19 protein-coding genes are annotated in these 19,240 nt (G+C 72.9%); 11 read left to right on the top strand and 8 right to left on the bottom strand.

All coding sequences use genetic code 11. The features are described from left to right. Positions 1-83 precede the first annotated feature (83 nt). Positions 84-1,076, bottom strand: a complete 993-nt coding sequence (locus ACIBFB_RS06545; RefSeq protein WP_397226961.1) for an alpha/beta hydrolase — start codon at positions 1,074-1,076, stop codon at positions 84-86. Between the two features lie 202 nt (positions 1,077-1,278). Next, on the bottom strand, positions 1,279-2,256 hold the full coding sequence (locus ACIBFB_RS06540; protein ID WP_397226959.1) for a YbgA family protein: 978 nt from the start codon (positions 2,254-2,256) through the stop codon (positions 1,279-1,281). A 90-nt stretch (positions 2,257-2,346) separates the two neighbouring features. Here ACIBFB_RS06540 and ACIBFB_RS06535 point away from each other — a divergent pair, with 90 nt between their 5' ends. Further along, positions 2,347-3,657: a cryptochrome/photolyase family protein gene (locus tag ACIBFB_RS06535; protein ID WP_397226957.1), complete on the top strand. Its 1,311-nt coding sequence runs from the start codon at positions 2,347-2,349 to the stop codon at positions 3,655-3,657. Positions 3,658-3,683: 26 nt separating this feature from the next. Here ACIBFB_RS06535 and ACIBFB_RS06530 read toward each other — a convergent pair whose 3' ends face one another. Then, a complete protein-coding gene (locus ACIBFB_RS06530; protein ID WP_397226955.1) occupies positions 3,684-4,214 on the bottom strand; it encodes an O-acetyl-ADP-ribose deacetylase in 531 nt (176 codons plus the stop codon). Between the two features lie 114 nt (positions 4,215-4,328). On the opposite strand from ACIBFB_RS06530, the gene ACIBFB_RS06525 reads away from it, so the two are divergent. From ACIBFB_RS06525 to ACIBFB_RS06515, 3 genes are all read left to right on the top strand, one after another. Continuing rightward, positions 4,329-4,691 (top strand): BlaI/MecI/CopY family transcriptional regulator, encoded by a 363-nt coding sequence (locus tag ACIBFB_RS06525; protein ID WP_397226953.1) that lies wholly within the window; start codon positions 4,329-4,331, stop codon positions 4,689-4,691. Between the two features lie 5 nt (positions 4,692-4,696). Next, the gene (locus tag ACIBFB_RS06520) at positions 4,697-5,644 is read left to right on the top strand and encodes a M56 family metallopeptidase (protein WP_397226951.1); all 948 of its coding nucleotides are present in this window, start codon (positions 4,697-4,699) and stop codon (positions 5,642-5,644) included. 116 nt (positions 5,645-5,760) lie between these two features. Beyond that, on the top strand, positions 5,761-6,060 hold the full coding sequence (locus ACIBFB_RS06515; protein ID WP_397226949.1) for a DUF2516 family protein: 300 nt from the start codon (positions 5,761-5,763) through the stop codon (positions 6,058-6,060). Positions 6,061-6,096: 36 nt separating this feature from the next. Here the strand turns inward: ACIBFB_RS06515 and ACIBFB_RS06510 are convergent, their stop codons facing one another. From ACIBFB_RS06510 to ACIBFB_RS06500, 3 genes are read right to left on the bottom strand one after another with little or no spacing between them, the layout of a single operon-like run. Next, complete coding sequence (locus ACIBFB_RS06510; RefSeq protein WP_397226947.1) at positions 6,097-8,445, bottom strand: hypothetical protein; 2,349 nt, start codon at positions 8,443-8,445, stop codon at positions 6,097-6,099. A 39-nt stretch (positions 8,446-8,484) separates the two neighbouring features. Then, on the bottom strand, positions 8,485-9,393 hold the full coding sequence (locus ACIBFB_RS06505; RefSeq protein WP_397227514.1) for a neutral zinc metallopeptidase: 909 nt from the start codon (positions 9,391-9,393) through the stop codon (positions 8,485-8,487). Positions 9,394-9,443: 50 nt separating this feature from the next. After that, positions 9,444-10,394: a neutral zinc metallopeptidase gene (locus ACIBFB_RS06500; protein WP_397226945.1), complete on the bottom strand. Its 951-nt coding sequence runs from the start codon at positions 10,392-10,394 to the stop codon at positions 9,444-9,446. A gap of 90 nt (positions 10,395-10,484) precedes the next feature. Between ACIBFB_RS06500 and ACIBFB_RS06495 the strand changes: the two genes are divergently transcribed. The 3 genes from ACIBFB_RS06495 to ACIBFB_RS06485 all read left to right on the top strand — a co-directional run bounded on the left by ACIBFB_RS06495 (position 10,485) and on the right by ACIBFB_RS06485 (position 13,930). Next, entirely contained in the window at positions 10,485-12,335 is a 1,851-nt protein-coding gene (locus ACIBFB_RS06495; RefSeq protein ID WP_397226943.1) for a DUF2207 domain-containing protein, read from the top strand. A 103-nt stretch (positions 12,336-12,438) separates the two neighbouring features. Then, positions 12,439-12,864: a D-aminoacyl-tRNA deacylase gene (dtd, locus tag ACIBFB_RS06490; protein ID WP_397226941.1), complete on the top strand. Its 426-nt coding sequence runs from the start codon at positions 12,439-12,441 to the stop codon at positions 12,862-12,864. Between the two features lie 442 nt (positions 12,865-13,306). Continuing rightward, entirely contained in the window at positions 13,307-13,930 is a 624-nt protein-coding gene (locus tag ACIBFB_RS06485; RefSeq protein ID WP_397226939.1) for a VanZ family protein, read from the top strand. A 63-nt stretch (positions 13,931-13,993) separates the two neighbouring features. Here ACIBFB_RS06485 and ACIBFB_RS06480 read toward each other — a convergent pair whose 3' ends face one another. Then, positions 13,994-14,698, bottom strand: coding sequence for a response regulator (locus tag ACIBFB_RS06480; protein WP_397226937.1), 705 nt, complete (start codon positions 14,696-14,698; stop codon positions 13,994-13,996). Further along, on the bottom strand, positions 14,695-15,888 hold the full coding sequence (locus tag ACIBFB_RS06475) for a sensor histidine kinase (protein ID WP_397226935.1): 1,194 nt from the start codon (positions 15,886-15,888) through the stop codon (positions 14,695-14,697). Before ACIBFB_RS06475 ends, ACIBFB_RS06480 begins: the two co-directional genes overlap by 4 nt. A 124-nt stretch (positions 15,889-16,012) precedes the next feature. On the opposite strand from ACIBFB_RS06475, the gene phoU reads away from it, so the two are divergent. The 4 genes from phoU to ACIBFB_RS06455 all read left to right on the top strand — a co-directional run bounded on the left by phoU (position 16,013) and on the right by ACIBFB_RS06455 (position 19,231). After that, positions 16,013-16,675, top strand: coding sequence for a phosphate signaling complex protein PhoU (gene phoU / locus ACIBFB_RS06470; protein WP_397226933.1), 663 nt, complete (start codon positions 16,013-16,015; stop codon positions 16,673-16,675). Between the two features lie 320 nt (positions 16,676-16,995). Continuing rightward, entirely contained in the window at positions 16,996-17,478 is a 483-nt protein-coding gene (locus ACIBFB_RS06465) for a CarD family transcriptional regulator (protein WP_026122741.1), read from the top strand. 34 nt (positions 17,479-17,512) lie between these two features. Next, a complete protein-coding gene (gene ispF / locus ACIBFB_RS06460; protein ID WP_397227512.1) occupies positions 17,513-17,983 on the top strand; it encodes a 2-C-methyl-D-erythritol 2,4-cyclodiphosphate synthase in 471 nt (156 codons plus the stop codon). Positions 17,984-18,169: 186 nt separating this feature from the next. Next, entirely contained in the window at positions 18,170-19,231 is a 1,062-nt protein-coding gene (locus ACIBFB_RS06455) for an endonuclease/exonuclease/phosphatase family protein (RefSeq protein ID WP_397226930.1), read from the top strand. Positions 19,232-19,240 lie beyond the last annotated feature (9 nt).

Below are 19,240 nucleotides of genomic sequence, written 5' to 3'. Positions count from 1 at the left end.
GGCCGCTGTCGTCAACAGCGACGAAGGTACACACTGTTCCCACCCGGATTGTCCGAGGGTCCTGGTATTGGCGGCACGCCGCATCAGGGGGTGGCGGACCACCCCGACACCAGGAAGTCGACCGTGTCGGGGAAACTCCGCGTCCAGGTCCGGAAGTCGTGGCCGCCGCGCGGGCTGAGCGTGGCCACCGTCATACCCGCCTCGGCGAGCAGCCCGGCGAAGCGCTCCGCCTCGCCGTGGATGCTGCCCTCCTGGAGCGGCGTGTGGTCGTCCTCGCCCTCGACCAGCACGAACCGGAGGTGTGCCGCCGACGAGTCGAGCAGCCGATCGGGGGAGCGGTCCTGGGGGTCGACGCCGAAGATCCCGTCCGGGTCGTCCACCCGGAAGTACCCGCCCCAGCTCACCGCCTGCCCGTAGCGGCGGGGGTTGCGCAGGGAGACGGCCGCCGCGCCGTAGCCGCCCATGGAGAAACCGCCGATCGCGCGCAACCCCCGTGGCCGGACGTGGTCGCCCTCCACCGCGTGGATCGCGGGGCCGGTGAGGAACGACTCCAACGCGAAGGAGCCGTCCGCCGCGTCCCCCCACTCGGTGGTCGCCCCCCACTCCACCTGCCCGTAGGGGGCGGCGACGACGAACTCGACCCCAGCACGGCACATCTGCTCGTCCAGCAGCTCCCCGACCCGCTCGTCCATCAGCGTGCGGTGCGTGGAGGCCGATCCGTGCAGCAGGTACAGCACGGGCAGGTCGGCGCTGTCGGGGCCGGGCGGGCGGCGGATCCACAGGGGACGGCCGCCCTCGGGCGCGCCGGGGTCGGGGAGGGTGACCACCTCGTCCCGTCCCGCCTCGTCGCAGACGGCGACCTGGCCCGGCTGCGGGATCGGCGCGGGCGTGGTCTCGCCCCGCACGGGCGGGAAGCGGACCTCGCCGGTGACGACCTCGGGACCGGTGCCGAGCAGGCGTTCGCCGAGCTGTCCGGGGAGCCCCCCGGGCGGGGTGGTGGCCAGGACCGCCGCGGAGACGACGACCGTGCACGAGGAGACGAGCACGACGGCCCGTCGGGAGAATGTCGCGAACACACCGAAACCTCAGGGTCGGGGTTGACCGGAATCCACTCCCAGCGGGGCGGAGCGGTACGGAATGTGACTCACTGTAGTTGACCGAGGGCTTTGTGTGTGGAGGTTGCCGCTTGAACCCCAAGCCACGTGTTCCGCACCGAGTGTCCCGTGGGGCGCCGGGAGCACCCGGCCGCCACGCGGTGATCCGGCGGCCGCCCCCGGCTCAGACCACCAGGGCGTGCCGCAGGCGCAGTTCGTCCGGGTACGGGAGCAGGTAGGTCTGCTCGCGCACCCACGCGACGTCCTCGGCCGCGCAGTGGTGCCGCAGGAGCGTGACCGGGACGCTCAACGGCGACAGCTTCGCGCGGTAGTCCTCGATCGCCGCCAGCAGATCGTGTCTGCGCGTGTCGTCCAGGAGCGGGCTGATCAGTCCGAACGCGTGCTGCAGCGCGTTGGCGTGCCTGCCCCGCGTGCTCCGCACCGCCATCGCCCGGTGGAACGCGGTCCGGTAGGCGGCGGCGGTCTCGTCCCGGTCGGCCGATCCGGCCCGGGCCACGATCCCGCCCGTCCTGCGGTACCCCTCGGGCGAGTGCGACATCAGCTGGAGCTTGTGGCGCGTGTGGAAGTCCACGAGGTCGCGCGGTCGCCAGTCCGACTCCAGGAGCGCGCGCAGGCGGGCGTGCGCGAAGACGCGCTGGACGAAGTGCTCCCGAAGCGCGGCGTCGGACAGGCGGCCGGACTCCTCGACCGGCAGGTCCGGGAGGAGCCGGGTCAACCGCTCGGCGAAGGCGCCCCGGCCCGTGCCGCCGACCCGGTTCCCGTCGGGCGAGAACACCGGCAGGGCGAGCAGCCCGCAGCTGGGCGACCTGTTCTTGAGGACGTAGCCGTCCGCCCGGCGCAACGGGAGGACGTGGTGGTCGGCGACGGCCGCGAGGTCGTCGGTGCGGTCGGCGCCGTCCCCGCTGGAGACCACCCGGTCGGCCCCGTCGCGCCTCTGGAGCCGCAGCGTCGGACGCGGCACGCCCAGACCGATCTCCGCCTCCGGGCACACCGGAATCCAGTCCACGTGGCGGTCGAGTTCGTCGGTGAGGAACCGTGAGCGGGAGTGGCCCCCGTTGTAGCGGACAGGCGCGCCGAGCAGGCAGCTCGACACCCCCACCCTGGGTCGGACGGCGGCCGTCGGCTCGTGTGCCGTGTACATACCGTTCCCCTACCCGGGATCCGGGGCGGATCCCCTCCGCGCCACCGCTACGCTCGGACAGTGAACGGTCGCCGTGAGTGAGGGGGATGGGTGTCGCCGACCATCGTGCTGTTCACCCAGGACCTGCGTGTCCACGACCACCCGGCGCTGACGGCGGCCGTCGACGCCGGCGAAACCGTGCTGCCCCTGTTCGTGGTCGATCCGCGGATCGTGCGCCGCTCCGCCCGCAACCGGTGCGGCTACCTGTCCGAGGCGCTCGCCGGCCTGCGCGCCGCGTTGCGGGCGCGCGGCGGCGACCTGGTCGTCCGGGAGGGGGACACGGCCGGACACGTCCGCGCGCTCGCGGAGCGGACCGGCGCCGAGGCGGTGTTCCTGACCGCGGGGGTCTCCCGGCTCGCCGCCCGGCGGGAGGACCTGCTGCGGAGGATTGGTCTGAGCGTGCGCCCGTTCCCCGGACTGACGGTGGTTCCCCCGGGTGAGGTCACCCCGGCGGGCGCCGACCACTACAGGGTCTTCACCCCCTACTGGCGAGCCTGGGCGGAGTACGGCCGCAGGGCCGTCCTGCCCGCCCCGCGGGAGGTGCGCCTGCCCGAGGGCGTCGCCCCCGGCGCCGTCCCGGACGGGCTGGCGGCGGCGGGGATCGGGACGGCGGCGCGGGACCGCCTCACCGGCGGGGAGGCGGCGGCGCGTGCGCGGCTGGACTCCTGGCTGGACCGGGGCCTGGTCCGGTACGCGCGGGAACGCGACCGCCTACCCGCCGCGGCCACCTCCCACCTGTCCGCGGACCTGCGCTTCGGCTGCCTGTCAGCGCTGGAGGTCACCGAGGCGGCCGAGGCCGCCCGGGCGGGTGCGGGGACCGAGGAGTTCGTCCGCCAGCTCGCGTGGAGGGACTTCCACCACCAGGTCGCGCGCGCCTTTCCCGAACTGCCCGTACGCGACTACCGGAGCGGGGACCGCGGGTGGCGTGAGGACCCGGACGCCCTCGACGCCTGGCGCCGGGGCGTGACCGGAGTTCCGATCGTGGACGCGGGCATGCGCCAGCTCCTGGGGGAGGGGTTCATGCACAACCGGGCGCGCATGATCACCGCGGCCTTCCTCACCCGGACCCTGCGCGTGCACTGGAGGGCGGGCGCCGACCACTTCCACGCCCACCTGGTGGACGGGGACGTCGCCGACGACTACGGCAATTGGCAGTGGATCGCCGGGACCGGGAACGACACCAGGCCCAACCGCGCGTTCAACCCCCTGCGCCAGGCCCGCCGGTTCGACCCCGAGGGCGACTACGTCCGCCGCCACGTGCCGGAACTGCGGGGCCTGCCGGGCAGGCGGGCGCTCACACCGTGGCGGGAGCCGGAGCCGCCGGACGGCTACCCGCCGCCGATCGCCGACCCGGGCCGGTGAGGGCGACGGGGACGGCCGCCGCCGCGTCAGGTCGTGTCGAAGGCCCGCTGGAAGGCGGTCAGGGTGCGGTCGTCGAACAGGACGAGCCGGATCTCCGGCACCCGGACCCGCGCCCCGTGGATCGCCTCCGCCGCGATCCGCGCCGCGTCGTCCACGGGCCACCGGAAGACGCCCGTGGAGACCGCGGGGAAGGCCACCGACTCCGCGCCCAGCTCGTGCGCCACCCGGAGCGACTCCGTGAAGCACGACGCGAGCAGCGCGCTCCGGTCCTCCGACGCGCTGTACACCGGGCCGACCGTGTGGATCACCCACCGCGCGGGCAGGAGGCCCGCGGTCGTGGCCACCGCCCGGCCGGTCGGCAGACCGCCGCCGTAGTGGGAGGCGCGCAGCCGTCGGCACTCCTCCAGGACGGCCTTGCCGCCCCTGCGGTGGATCGCGCCGTCGACGCCGCCCCCGCCGAGCAGAGAGCTGTTGGCCGCGTTGACGATCGCGTCGACCCGCTGCTCGGTGATGTCGCCCCTGACCACGGTGAGGCGTGTGCGCCGTGTACGGTCCATGTTCCCTTCCTTCCCGCTTCCGTCGGGTGGCTGGAACCCCCTTGCCCACGGGTGACCAGGATTTAACGTGGGGGTACGACAGACTGTAGTACTAGCCCCGGTAGACTCGACGTCATGACTCGGCTAGGCGAACTCGAACGCGCGGTGATGGATGTACTGTGGGCGCAGAACGAACCGATGACGGTTCGCGAGGTGGGCAAGGCCCTCGCCGAGCGCGACCTCGCACACACGACCGTCATGACCGTGCTCGACCGACTGGCCAAGAAGAAGGTCGTCACCCGGGCACGTGAGGGTCGTGCGTGGCGGTACCGTCCGGCAGCCAGCCGTGAGGCGTACGTGTCCGAGCTGATGTTCGACGCGCTCGGGCAGACGGGAGACCGTGACGCCGCCCTGGCCGCCTTCGTCCAGTCCATGGACGGCCAGGAGGCTGACGCGCTCCGGCGCGCACTCGCGGAAATCGAGCAGCCAAGGAACTAGTCCGAATGGTCAGTGCCGCCCTCCTCTCCCTCGTCGCGGTCGGCTGCGTGCTCGCCATGGAGGCCCTCCACCGGGCGGAATGGCCGTCGCGCGGCCCCTACACGGCCGTGATCACCTGGCAGGCACTGGGCCTGGCGTGGGGTGTGTCCACCATCGGCGCGCTGCTCGCCTACGGACTGTCCACCTACGAACTCGGCGCCGCGGCAGGCCTGCTCGCGCTGGTCACCGACGTCGTGTCCGGTGAACTCGTGCTCACCGAACTCTCCCGCGGGCTGGAGGGCGTCAGCCACATCGCGGCCGTGGTCCTGGCGATCGCGCTCACCCTCGTCCTCTTCTACGGACTGGTCTCCTCGTTCGTGCACGTCGTGCGGGTGCGCCGCCGCCACCACGACCTCCTCGAACTCGTGGCCAGCGAACACCCCGACGTCCCCGGCGCCCGGGTGGTCGACCACCCGGCCGCCGCCGCGTACTGCCTGCCCGGCGTGCTGCGGTCCCAGGTCGTCATCAGCGCCGGCGCCCTCGCGGTCCTCGACCACCGCGAACTGGCCGCCGTCCTGGCCCACGAGCACGCCCACCTGCGCCAGCGCCACGACCTCGTGCTGCTGCCCTTCTCCTCGCTCAAGCGCGCCTTCCCGCGCGTCCCCCTGATCCGGACGTACTACGAGAGCGTCGCCCTGCTCATCGAGATGTGCGCCGACGACCAGGCCCGCCGGACGAGTTCCTCCCGCGAGCTCGCCATGGCACTCCTGAGGTTCGGCGCCGCCGGACCCGCGCCGGTGCCCGCCGGGGCGATGGCTGCCCTGGAGGCGTCCGCCCAGGCCGGGGTGGTGCGTCGCGTCAACCGGCTCCTGCGTCCCGACACCGAACTCCCGTACCACGCGGGCGCGTTCATCATGGGCGGCTCCGCGTTCCTCCTCGCGTCGGTCACCTGCCTCTGGCACATCCCCGTGTGACCCACCGGGTACCCGTCTGTGACGCCCGACCCCGCTGGGCACGATCGGCGGCCCCGGTGCGTTTACCGTGGAGAGCGGGCGGGACCCCCGCCGGAACGCGTCGTCGGGAGTGTGTTGTGTTCGGAATGATCTGGCAGGCCATCTACCTGGTCACCTTCGTGGCCAGTCTGTACGCCCTGATCGAGGTGATCCGCACACCCGCCCAGGCGTTCGAGCTGATGGACAAGCAGACCAAGAAGCTCTGGCTCATCCTCACCGGCGCCGCCACGGGTCTGTCCCTCCTCGCGGTGTTCTCCGGAACCGGCATGTTCGTCATCCTCGGCCTGGTCGCGACCCTCGTCTTCCTCCTCGACGTGCGCCCGGCGGTCAAGGGTGCGGGCGGCGGCCGCAACAACGGCCCCTACGGCCCCTGGTAGACCGTTCGGCCACGGCCCTCACCGGGGCGACGGGCCTCAGGCGCGGTGGTCGCCCATATCGTTCAGCACCTTCCACAGCGACTCCGCGTAGGCGGGGTCGTCCGTGTAGCGGGCGTGCCGCAGGATCTCCGGGCGCAGCGCCTCGCCCGGCGGCGGGTCGTAGGCGCGGGGGTCGGGCAGGGGCTCGGCCGGAGGGATCACCTCCGGGACGTCCGGCCTGTCGCCGGAGCGCTCCTTCGTGCGCACCGGGTCGGAGATGGCGTCGGTGACCCGCCACAGGTTCCGCCAGCCCGACACCCGGCGCCGCAGGTCGGCGAAGGCGTAGGGGCCGAAGTAGGCGGGGAAGTAGCGGGCGTAGAGGCGGTCGAGCGGGGACCCGTGGGTCACGAGCGCGACCCGCCCCGCGCAGTCCTCCGGCAACTGCCAGACCGTGGCGGCGGCGAGCACGGACCCCTGCGAGTGGCCCGAGAGCACCACGTCGGCTCCGTCGCGGACCAGCCGCGCCACCCGGGCGGTCAGCTGCGGCACCGCGCGCTCGGCGTAGGAGGGCGGCGCCAGCGGGTGCGCCACGCGCGGCCAGAATGTGCCCACGTCCCACAGAACGCCCACCGCCTGCCGCGTCGGGCGGTCCCGGTAGGCGCTCCGGCCGACCCAGGCCACACCCAGCAGCGCCGCGCCGCCCAGGACCGACCCGACGCTGACCATCAGCGCCACCGTCTCCCGGGCGATCCCCTCGATCCCGCCGGACACCGCGGTGTCGGCGGGCCGCGGGCCCGCGGCCACGTCGCCGGAGAACGTCGAGTAGAGGACGAGCACCACCAACGGCAACGCCGGCGCCAGGAAGGCGGCCAGGACGGCGGGCAGGGCCTCGGTCATCCGCCCCATGGCCCGGGCGCGGGCGATCTCCCACGTGCGCCGGTCACGCACACTGCGGGCGTAGTGCTCGGTGACGGCCGGGAGGTGGGCGCGGGTGGCACGGCGCAGGGCGACCGCGATCGCGGCCACCACGACCAGCGCGATCACCGCCTCCAGGGTGAACGCGAGCTGCAGCCAGGAGTACGCCGTCGGCGGGGCCAGCTCCAGGCAGGCGGGCCCGCCCGGAGTCAGGGCGTCGCACCCGCTCAGCCACAGCGAGCCCTGGTAGACGAGCGCGGCGGAGAAGCCGCCCCCGAGGAGGGCGCCCAGCGCGGCGGTCGCCGGTCCCGCCATACCCCGCATCGCCGAACGGTCGTGGGCGCGGTCCGACGCGTACAACACCGCCGAGGCCGCCAGCAATGCCAGCACCAGGAGTCCCTGGGCGGTGAACAGCGCGTTGAGCGTCGCGCCGTGACCCGGCAGACGGCCCCACGCCGTCCAGGACGGACGCGGCCACGCGGTGTAGGCGGCCACCCCCGCGGTGACCGTGACCGCCGCGTCCCGCAGCATCCGGCAGACGCGGTCCACGCGTCCGTTGCGCCTCGGATCCGCGTCGGGAACCACGACGCTCCCTGCGCTCGCGATCATCACCGTCCCCAGGAGCACCGCCAGAACCGCACCGACCGCCGACAGTCCGGACAGGACGCTCCCGCCGTCGGCGAGGTCGTGCCGCAGGGCGGGGACGAGGAGCAGGACGGCCACCGTTCCCAGGGCCACCGCGATGTGCGCGGACCGGAGCCGCGCCAGGATCTCGCCGTTGTGCCAGAAGCCGGGGCGGCTGAGCGGGGCGGTGTCGCTGGTCACCGGGGGGACCGGTCCCCGGACGACCTCGTACTCGCCCTCGGTGCGCCGCGACAGGTGCCAGAGCACCGCGACCACGGCCACCGGGAGCAGGGCGCCGAGGAGCAGGGCGGTGCCCGGGGCCCACAGGGGTGAGGAGGGGGCGGCCAGGAAGGTCAGCCACGGGCGGGCGCGGACGCACGCCTCCGCCTGGGCCGTGCACTGCCACGCGACCAGGTCCATGCCGATCCCCGCGGCCGCCAGGGTGATGAGCACGGTCAGGGACAGTGCGAGCAGGCGGACCGAGCCGTCGTAGACGTGGTCGGCCGCCCGGCGTGCGCCGCCCGGGCTCCGGTCGACGCGGCTCGGCCGCGTCCAGTACGCCAGGTTGAGCAGCATGAACGGGAGTAACAGCAGCCACAGAGCGCGCGAGGAACTGCCCGAGGTCAGGTTCCCCCACGCGAAGATCTCGCGGCGCACACCGGGAACGGTCTCGGTGTCGTCCCGGCCGCGCCAGCGGAAGAAGCCCGCGAGGCCGTCACCGGCCACCCGCATGGCCGGTTCGACATCGAGGAGTTCCTCGGCCGTGCCGCCCGCCACGCCGTGCACGCGCAGCTCGACGCGCTCGGGTGCGGGGCTCGGCCGGTCGGAGGCGGCGGGGAGTCCGGGGGGCGGGGCGGGGTCCGACATATCCAGCATCCTGCCACGCTGGGTGAGCGCACGACAGCGTTACTGCACGAGTGACTCGTCGGTGACGTCCCACGTGTTGCACGCGCCGGGTGTCTGCTCCTCCCACCCCCGCCTGGTCCACCACACGCCGTTGTCCGCCGACCCGTGGGTGCGTTCCTCCTCGTCGCCGTCCTCGCGGTCGGCGGTGGCGGCCGCGTCGTCGAGGAGCGCCGCGAGATCGTCCCCGTCCAGCGGGTAGCCGAGGCGGACCGAGCCGAGGAACGCGCCGGCCAGACAGTTGGCCTGGAGTTCGCTCCGCCGTGTCCACGCGTTGCGCTCCAGGGCGTCGACCTCGAGACGGCGCTGCTCGTGGTAGTAGTCCAGCAGGCCGGACTCGCCCTGCACGTGGTGCCCGTACTCGTGCGCGAGCAGGGACGCGTACACCACGCTGTCGGTGGCGCCGTTCCACTTCTCCACCACGTCGGCGGTGCCGATGTAGATGCTCAGGCTGGCCCGGCAGTAGAAGGCTCCGGCGGCGGACGGGTAGGCGCGGCACGGGCTCACCCCGGGTTCGTCCCAGAACACGCGGTCCGGCGGCTCGAACGGGATCCCCGCCCGCGCGAACTGGGTGCCCCACGCGTCGTCCAGGCAGTCCGCGACCCGGTGGAGGAAGTCCTCCATCGTGTCGGGATCCTCGACGTCCGGCTCGGGCACCGGGCAGGGGAGCGGACTGAGGCGGCCGGTGTCGTAGAGCGGATTGGCCACCAGCGCGGTGCGACCGGACGGGCGTCCGCGCTGGTCGGGACGGTGTGCGAGGTCCGCCGCGTCGGCGGAGCCGCTGGGCGGGGACCGGTCGGCGCCGTCGGCCGCGGACCCGGAGGCGGCGCCCCCGCCGTCCTCGACCGTGGACCACGAGAGCACCGCCAGAGCCATGAGCAGTGAGAGCAGGGCGGCCACCGTGCCGAGCACACGCCGGTTGGCCTGGCGGGCCCGGTGGCCGACCGGGTCCGTCACGCCTCTCACCGCACCAGCTCCCCGTCGGCCTTCCATGTGTTGCACGCGGCCGGGTCCCTTCGGTCCATGCCGTGTTCGGTCCACAGGCGGGCGCTGGACGCCTGTCCGTGCGTGCGCTCGGCTCCGTGGTCACTGCGCCGGGCGACGTCGTCGAGGATATTCGCCCGCTCCCGCGCGCCGAGGTCGAGGGACGCCCCGGACGCGCCGAGGAACACCCCGCCGAGGCAGTCGGCCTGGAGTTCGTTGCGGCGGGTCAGTTCGTCGGCGGTCTCGGGGTCCGCCTCGGCGCGGTCGGACCGGAACTCGGCGAGCATGCGGGACTGGCCCTGGACGTGGTGCCCGTACTCGTGGCTGAGCAGGAAGGTGTAGGCCTCGGGCCGGTCGGCGCCCGCCGAGGCCGAGACGATGTCCTCCACCCCCAGGTACAGGCCCTGGTTGGCCTGGCAGTAGAACGCCGCCGTGTCCTCCTTGGGGAAGGGGCCGCACGGGCTGTGCCCCTCGGCGTACCAGTACACGCGGTTGGGGGAGGTGAACTCCAGCCCGGCCTCCGCGAAGTACGCGCTCCAGGCCTGGTCGAGGCAGTCGGCGACGGCGTGCACGAACGCCTCCATCGACGCGGGGTCGTCCGCGTCCAGTTCGGGGACGACGCACGTGACCTCGCCCAGCTCGCCGACCTCGTAGAGGGCGTTGTCGAGCAGCGGGTCGCCGCCGGTGTCGGTCAGCGGGGCCTCGGCCGTCGTCGGCTCGGGGTCCGGGCCCCCCGCGCCGAGCGGATGGGCGCCGGACCAGGAGGCCTGCGCGGGGGCGAGCATCTCCGATGTCGCGAGGAACCCGGTGAACCCGACCGCGGCCAGCCCGACGCACAGCGTGAACGAGGCGGACAGCCCGAGCCGCTGGACGAATCCGGGCCGTTCCGACCAGAACCCGGCACCCGCGTCGGGGGACGGGCTCACCATGGGACCACCCGGCGGCGACGGTGGGCGCGGCTCCGGGGAAGGGGCGTCAGTGCACGGGGGGAACGGGGGGACCGGATAGGCTCTCGCGTCATGTGGTGGGTCGGCTCCAGGTGCCCGGCCGTCGCGTCCGCGGCGGCCGCTCTCGTGTTCTCCTCGCTGTTCACGGTGGTCACCGTCGTCGGGCCCGTGGGGGCGGCCCATGCCGTGACGGCGGCGGCACCGGCACCCACAGTACAAGGGCCCCCCGGCGCGGCCGCCGGTCGGAGTTCGACCGGCGAGACGGTGATCACCAACGACATCCGGCTCCACCTCGAGGAGGACGGCGTCCTGCTCGGCGAGGAGACGCTCACCTTCGAGGGCGGGGCTCCGACGACCTTCACCCGGGCGCTCACCGAGACGATGCTCTACGACACCGAGCACGACCGCGTCTTCGAGGTGCACGGGGTCGGCGCCGCCGACGGCACGGGCGAGGAGCTGGTGGTCGAGACGGAGAAGGCGGGCGGCACGCTGTACGCGCACATCTCCACCGGCGGCGCCGAGACCGTGGTGCTCCGCTACCGGGTGCGCGGGGCGGTCAGCCAGGTCGCCCAGGGGGTCCAACTGGAGTGGCGGGCGGTGGGCGCCTACAGCCACACCGTCCAGTCCACGGACGTGACCGTCACCGCCCGGATGCCCCCGGAGGGCCTGTCGTGCCTCGCCGGCGAGCCGCGCAGCGCCCTGTACTGCACGGCCTCCGACATGGGGACCGACATGGCCGTCGCGCACTTCCTCCAGGCCGACATGCGCCCCAGCGACCGCCTCGACATCGCCGTCACCTATCCGCCCGGCGCCGCCGAGGGGGAGCCGATCCTCGACCGGCGCTGGTCGCTGGCCTCGTCCTTCCAGGTGACCCCGTGGACGGCCGGGGTGTTCGGCCTCCTGCTGGTGGTCCTGGTGGGCGGCCTGGTGGTGCTGATCCGCGTGCGCGGACGGGACGAGCGCGCCCTGCGCGAGGAGGCGGCCCGGGGCGACCAGGCGCCCGTGACCACCGGGGAGCACGGACGGGCGCGCTTCGAGCCGCCGGACGGCGTGCACCCCGGCCAGATCGGCACGCTCTTCAACGAGACCGTCGACATCACCGATCTGACCGGCGCGGTCGTGGACCTGGCCGTGCGCGGATACATCCGGCTGGAGGAGCTGCCGCACGAGCACTTCACGTCGGTCGACTGGCGGCTCGTGCGCCTGGACGGGCCGCCGGGGGAGAGCCTGCGGCCCTACGAGTGGCTCCTGCTGGACGCGCTGTTCGCCGAGCGCCGGACCGTCCGCCTGTCCCAGGTGGGCACGGCCCGCGTGTGCGCGGACTTCCCCGCCCGGATGGACCGGGTCCGGGAGGAGCTGTACCGCGACATGGTGCGGCTGAGGTGGTTCGCGCGCTCCCCGAACCAGGTGCGCGGGCGCTGGAGCACCATGGGCATGGCGATCACCGCCCTCGGGGTGCTCCTGACCGTGCTGCTGGCCATGTTCACCACGGCGGCGTTCACCGGGCTCGCGGTCGTCATCGCCGGAGCCGCGATCACGGTCGCCGCCCAGTACATGCCGGCCAAGACCCGCCTGGGCAGCTCGGTGCTCGCGCACACCATCGGCTTCCGCGACTACCTGCTCAGCCAGCGGTCGGCGACGGAGCGGCCCGGGGAGCGCGTGGAGATCTACTCGCGCTACCTGCCGTACGCGGTCATCTTCGACGACGTCGACCGCTGGGCGAACATCCTGGCCTCGGCGGCGCTGACCGACCTGACGGACGAGGAGCTGACCGGCGACGGACTGGCCTGGTACACCGGGCCCCAGGAGTGGCGGATCGAGGACTTCGCCGACTCCATCCGCACGTTCGCGGTCACCCTCACCGGCATCATCACCAACGCGCGCCGGATGCGGCTGGTCAACCAGTTCCAGCGCCGGCGCTGAGGACCGGCCGCGGCCGGTCCGGGCGCTCCCGCGCCTGCCGTATCGTCGGGGCTGTCCGCCGGCGGGGACCGGCCCGCGGCGGTGGCGGCCACGAGGAGGGAACATGCGCGCGGTCGTGCAGCGCGTGTCGCACGCGTCGGTGACGGTGGACGGCGAGGTGGTCGGCGCGATCACCGGCCCCGGGCTGATGGCGCTCGTGGGGGTCACCCACACCGACACCGAGGCGGAGGCGCGCAAGCTCGCGAAGAAGCTGTGGACGCTGCGGATCCTCGCGGACGAGCGGTCCTGCTCCGACATCGGCGCCCCGCTCCTGGTGGTCAGCCAGTTCACGCTCTACGGGGACGCGCGCAAGGGCCGCCGCCCCACGTGGCAGGCGGCGGCCCCCGGCCCGGTCGCCGAGCCGCTGGTCGACGCCGTGGTCAAGGAACTGCGCGACCTGGGGGCCGAGGTGGCGACGGGGCGGTTCGGCGCGATGATGTCGGTGGCGCTGACCAACGAGGGCCCGTTCACCGTGATCGTCGAGGCCTGAGCGGGCGCCCGGAACACGCGTATTTCGCGCAGGTCACGACTGTTTTGCCGGGAAAGCGCGAAAAAGGCTTCGCCGCGCCATTGACGGTCGCTGAGGGTGTCCGTACAGTTGCGTTGTGAATCGCCCTCGGGTTGTGGGAGTCGCCATTTGTGATCCGGTTTTCGGTTTTTCGTTGAGATAGCGTTCCGGATGGCGAATCCCACGTGCGTGGGAGCGGTTCAGTCGGCGTTCGCCGATGCCTCGCGTCGCGTTCGTCTGCCGTGCGCACGGGCGTTCGGAGCTGCGGCGGTCGAACACGGCGGCGTTCGCGCATTCCCCCGCGCCCCGCCGTGTCCGGGTGCGGGAAACGCATGTGCACGCGGCGGCGGACACCGTGCGCCGAGACCGTCCGGAGCGTGTCGGGAAAACCGCGGAGAATCGGCCGACGGCCCACGGAAAGGTGATGAGAAAGGTGCACGGCCCGTCCGTGTGGCATGCCGTTCTGCATATCGACGCGGGTGCCGCGCCACTCCTCCTCGGAACGTTCGCCATTCCCGCTCTGCCCCTGGCCTGGCTCGGTCTGGTCCGGCCCCGCGCCGCAGGAACCCTGGGCGCCCTCGGCATCGCCGCCGTCCTGTTCGCCTACGCCGTCCTCGTCGTGGACCCGGGCGGCGGCTGGCCGGCGGCGGGGCACGCCCACGACGTCCCGCTGCCGGCCGACGACCTCGCGGCGGGTGTGGGGGTGATCGACCCCGCCCCCGCGGAGCCGCCGACGCCGCTCCTCGACGGACTCCTCGCCCAGGCCGTGCTCTTCGTCCCCCTCGGGCTGGTGACCTTCCCGGTCCTGACCTCGCCGCGGGCCCGCGCCGCGGTCGGACCGATCGTGTCCGCCACCGTCGAGGGGCTCCAGTTCACGCTCGTCTCGGGCCGGGGAGCGGACCTCGCCGACCTGTGCGCCAACACCGTCGGCCACCTGGTGGGACTGGGGATGATGGGCTGCGCGACCGCGCTGCTCGGCTGCCGGGTGGGCCACTCCGGACACGAGTCGGTCCCGGACGGCGACGCGGCCGCGGTCCGGGACCGGTGACTCGGGAGGGCTCGGCGGCCCGGAACGCCCCGCGCGACGGGACCGGGAGCCGCGACGGGCGCCCTACTCCACGCTCGCGGTCACCGGCTCGAACTTGTAGCCGAGGCCGCGCACGGTCACGATGTACTGCGGGTTGCTCGGGTCCTCCTCGATCTTGGCGCGCAGGCGCTTGACGTGGACGTCGAGCGTCTTGGTGTCGCCGACGTAGTCCGCGCCCCACACACGGTCGATGAGCTGCATCCGGGTGAGCACCCGGCCCGCGTTGCGCAGGAGCACCTCCAGGAGCTCGAACTCCTTGAGCGGGAGCTGCACGTTCGTGCCGCGCACGGTCACCACGTGCCGCTCGACGTCCATCCGGACGGGCCCCGCCTCCAGCGCCGCGGGCAGCGGCTCGGCGCCGTCGCCCTCGCCCCGGCGCCGCAGCACGGCCCGGATGCGCGCGACGAGCTCACGCGACGAGAAGGGCTTGGTCACGTAGTCGTCGGCGCCCAGTTCCAGACCGACGACCTTGTCGATCTCGGAGTCCTTGGCGGTCAGCATGATCACGGGGACGTTCGACTTCTGCCGCAGCGTCCGGCACACCTCGGTGCCCGACAGCCCCGGCAGCATCAGGTCCAGCAGCACCAGGTCGGCGCCAGTGCGGTCGAAGGTCTCCAGGGCGACCGTGCCCGTGGGTGCCACGGCCACCTCGAAGCCCTCCTTGCGCAGCATGTACGAGAGGGCGTCGCTGTAGGATTCCTCGTCCTCGACAACGAGTACGCGCGTCACTGTGCCGCCTCCTGACGGTCGCTGTTACCGGCGGGCTCGACCCTCCGGCTCTCGGGTCTGGGCAGACGCAGAGTGAACGTCGACCCCGACCCCTCCTTGCTCCACACGGTCACTTCTCCACGGTGGTGGGTCATGATGTGCTTGACGATGGCCAGGCCGAGACCGGTGCCCCCGGTCGCCCGGCTCCGAGCGGCGTCCACACGGTAGAACCGCTCGAAGATCCTCTCCAGGTCCTGCTGGGGGATGCCGATGCCCTGGTCGGCGACGCTGATGTCCACGCTCGACCGGGACACCCCGACCGAGACCGCCACCCGCGTGTCCTTCGGACTGTAGGCGACGGCGTTGGCGACCAGGTTGCGCAGCGCGGTGCCGAGCAGGCCCTCGTCGCCCAGGACGGTGACGCCCTCCGCGCCGCTGCCGACCAACTCGATCCCCTTGGCGTCGGCGGGCATGCGCACCGCGTCGAGCGCCTCGTCCACGACGTAGCCCAGGTCCACCCGCGTGGGTTCGGCCATGGGCTCGGCGCCCTGGATGCGGGAGAGCGTGATGAGATCCTGGATGACCGCTGTCAGCCGGGCGGCCTCCTGCTGCATGCGGTCGGTGAACCGGCGGACGGCCTCGGGGTCGTCGCTCGCGTCCTGTACGGTTTCGGCCAGCAGTGACAGGGCGCCGACCGGCGTCTTCAGCTCGTGCGAGATGTTGGCGACGAAGTCCCGGCGCACCGCCTCGACGCGGCGGTGTTCCGTCTGGTCCTCGGCCAGCACCAGGACCAGACCGGTGCCGCCCAGGGGCGCCACGCGTACGGCGAAGGAGGTGGCGTCGGGCCCGAACTTGCGGACGGCCACCTCGATGTCGGTCTCGCGGATGACCCCGTCCCGCCGGACCTGCCGGGCCAGGGTCAGGAGTTCGCCTATCACCAGCTCCTCGCCCCGTACGATCCCGAAGGCCCGGGCGGCGGACGAGGCGCGCAGGACCCGGTCGGCCGAGTCCAGGACGACGGCCGACGAGGGGAGCGCGGACAGGACCTCGGCGATACCGGACGGGAGGGTCGCGCCGTCGCGCCGCTCGGGCGCCGGAGGCCGGCGCTCAGGCGGACTGGTACGGAGGTAGAGACCGGCGAGGACGCCGACGACGACGCCCGTCACGAGTCCGAAGATGCCGGTCACGGCGGCGAGAAGTTCCCCTTGCACGATTCGATCGTAAACGGGCGGACCGGATCTTTACCCGGTCAGGGCGGGTGGCACAACCGAGCTTCTTGCATCGTTCACCAATTCTTGGCCGACTCTTCAATCAACCACTGGGAGCATTGACGACATGCGGGATACCTACCACGAGGACCTCGACAGCCTGGGCGAACGCCTCGTCGAGATGACGCGCCTGGCCAGACACGCGATCGCGCGGGCCACCACCGCGCTGCTGGACAACGACCTGGCGGCGGCGCAGGAGGTGATCTCCGGTGACGAGGCGATCAACCGGCTGGACCAGGAGATCGAGGACACCGCCTTCAGCCTGATGGCGCGGCAGCAGCCGGTCGCCTCGGACCTGAGGACCATCATCACGTCCCTGTACATGCGCGGTGACCTGGAGCGGATGGGCGACCACGCCGTCCACCTGGCCAAGATCGCGCGGCGGCGGCACCCCGACTCGGCCATCCCCAAGCCCGTCCGGTCGATCGTGCTGGAGATGGGCCACCAGGCCGAGCTGCTCGTGACCAAGGCGGGCGAGGTGATCAGCGAGCGCGACCCCGACACCGCGCTGGAGCTGGACAAGGACGACGACCGGATGGACCGGCTGCGCCGCAAGCTGCTGCAGCGCATCCTCGCGCCGGGATGGGAGTACGGCGTGGAGGCCACCATGGACGTCACCCTGGTGGGCCGCTTCTACGAACGGTTCGGTGACCACGCGGTGCACGTCGCCGACAATCTCGTCTACATGGTGACCGGCGAGAAGCGCGAGGACTACGACCCCGAAGCGTGACCCCGGGTAACGGTGACGTGGTGACCCGGAGCGTCGAAGGGTGTCGGGAACGTGACGTCCGTCGCTCCGACGCCGTCGGAGAGACCCGGGGAGGGGCCGCCGGCCCCTCCCCGATCCCCCTCCTCACGGGTCGGCGGATTCGCTGGCCAGCAGGGGTTCGCGCCCGCCCGGAGGAGCTCCGACCAGGGCCTCGACAGGCCTCGGGTACACTTTGTCAAGCCCTGAAAAGTGTGGCTTGACCTGCGTGTTCGCAAACCTAATAGGTACGTTAAGTCACAGATTCGTGGTATCCTTGTGGTAGCGGAAGGGGTACCTGTCACATGGCTTTCAAGGTCGGCGACACTGTTGTCTACCCCCATCATGGGGCTGCTCGTATTGAAGCGATCGAGACTCGCACCATTAAGGGCGAGGACAGAACCTACCTCGTTCTGAGGGTCGACAAGGGCGATCTGACGGTTCGTGTGCCGGCTGAGAACGCCGAGGACGTCGGCGTTCGTGACGTGGTGGGACAGGAAGGCCTGGACAAGGTCTTCGAGGTGCTGCGCGCGCCGCACACCGAGGAGCCCACGAACTGGTCCAGGCGCTACAAGGCGAACCTCGAGAAGTTGGCGTCCGGTGACGTCAACAAGGTCGCCGAGGTGGTCCGGGACCTGTGGCGCCGGGACAAGGAGCGCGGGCTGTCCGCCGGTGAGAAGCGGATGCTCGCGAAGGCCCGCCAGATTCTCGTCAGCGAACTCGCGCTCGCCGAAAAGACCAACGAGGACAAGGCCGAAGCGCTCCTCGACGAGGTTCTGACGAACTGATACGGGTCGAAGAAGCACCTATTTCATGACGAATATGCCTCGGGTGGGCGTCGGAACGGACGTCCACCCGTTTTCTCCTGGAAGAACACTTTTCCTCGCCGGTCTGGAATGGCCGGGCGAGGACGGTGTGAGCGGTCATTCGGACGGTGACGTCGCCGCGCACGCGGCCTGTGACGCGCTGCTCTCGGCCTGCGGCCTCGGGGACCTCGGCTCCAACTTCGGCACGGCCGACCCCCGGTGGCGCGGAGCCTCCGGGGCGGCCCTGCTGACCGAGACCGTCGCCCGCGTGCACGCAGCCGGGTTCGAGATCGGCAACGTGGCCGTCCAGATCATCAGCAACCGCCCCAAGTTCGCGCCGCGGCGCGAGGAGGCGGAGAAGACGCTGTCCGCTGTGGTGGGGGCTCCGGTGAGCATCTCGGCCACCACGACCGACGGCCTGGGGCTGACCGGGCGCGGCGAGGGCATCGCCGCCGTGGCCACCGCCCTGTGCGCGCCCCGCGGCTGAACGACCGCCGCCCGGCCCGCGCCCCGCACCGGGGCGCGGGCCGTCGTCGTGTGTGGGAGCCGCTGTTCCGAAGGGACGGCCGGGTGCGGGCACTCCCGAGCCGCGGGTAGTCTCCGGATCCGCGCCGCCGACACCGGCGGCCCATCCCCCAGCGCCGCGCGCGCGGCACGCACGAAGGGGAGGGCCATGACGGACACCGACGATCGCACACGCCCGTTCGGGCCGCAGCCCGGGAGACCGGACGGGGACGCCGACCGGCAGGAGCGCCGGGACGCGCGCCGGGAGCCGGGCGGACCACGGTGGCTGCGCGTCCTGCGGAGGGTTCCCCGGGACTGGCGGCGCGGCCGGGTCCTCGCCGCGGTGACCGCCCTGCTGGCCCTCCTCCTGGCCGTTCCGACTCTGGTGCCCAACGTCCCGGGGCACGTGGGCAGTCTGTTCGAGACGGGCCTGCCGTGGCTCGGCCTGGCGGTCCCCGTGACCGCCGTCGCCGCCCTGCTCCGGCGCTCCGCCCCCGCCGGGCTCGCCGTCCTGCTCCTGGCAGCCGTGTGGGCGGGCGTGTTCGGCCGCCTCTACCTGCCGGTCCCACCGGACGTCGAACCCGACCTCACCGTGGTCACGCACAACGTCGGCGCGGCCAACGGCGACCCGGCGGGCACCGTCGCGGGGGTGCTCGCCGCCGACCCCGACCTGGTCGCGCTCCAGGAGGTCACCTGGGAGGCGAACGCGGCGTACGACGGCGCCCTCCGGGCCGAGATGGGCCACTCCGAGCGCTGGGGCACGGTCGGACTGTGGAGCCGGTACCCGATCACGGAGTCGCGGTCGATCGACCTCGGGCTGGGCTGGAACCGGGCGATGCGCGCCGAGATCGACGGGCCCGACGGCGCGTTCGCCGTCTACGTCGTGCACCTGGCCTCGGTCCGGGTGGGCGGCTCCGGTTTCGACACCGCACTGCGGGACCGGGGCGTGCGGGCGCTCGGCGCCGCGGTCGAGGCGGAGCCGCTGGAGCGGGTCGTGCTCATGGGCGACCTCAACGGGAGCACCGACGACCGCGCCATGGCTCCGCTCACCTCGCGGTTGGCCTCGGTGCGGGAGACCGGCGGGGACGGGCTGGGGTTGACCTGGCCCGCCGCGTTCCCGGCGGTGCGGATCGACCACGTCCTGGTGCGCGGGGTGACGGCCACCGAGGCGTGGACGCTGCCCAGGACGGACAGCGACCACCTGCCGGTCGCGGCCCGCCTGCGGGTCTGAGACGGGGAG

It is taken from the genome of Nocardiopsis sp. NPDC050513 (assembly GCF_044457925.1).
Taxonomy (GTDB): Bacteria; Actinomycetota; Actinomycetes; order Streptosporangiales; family Streptosporangiaceae; genus Nocardiopsis.
Note: the sequence above shows the minus strand (reverse complement) of the source record. Positions and strands in the feature narration are given on the sequence as shown.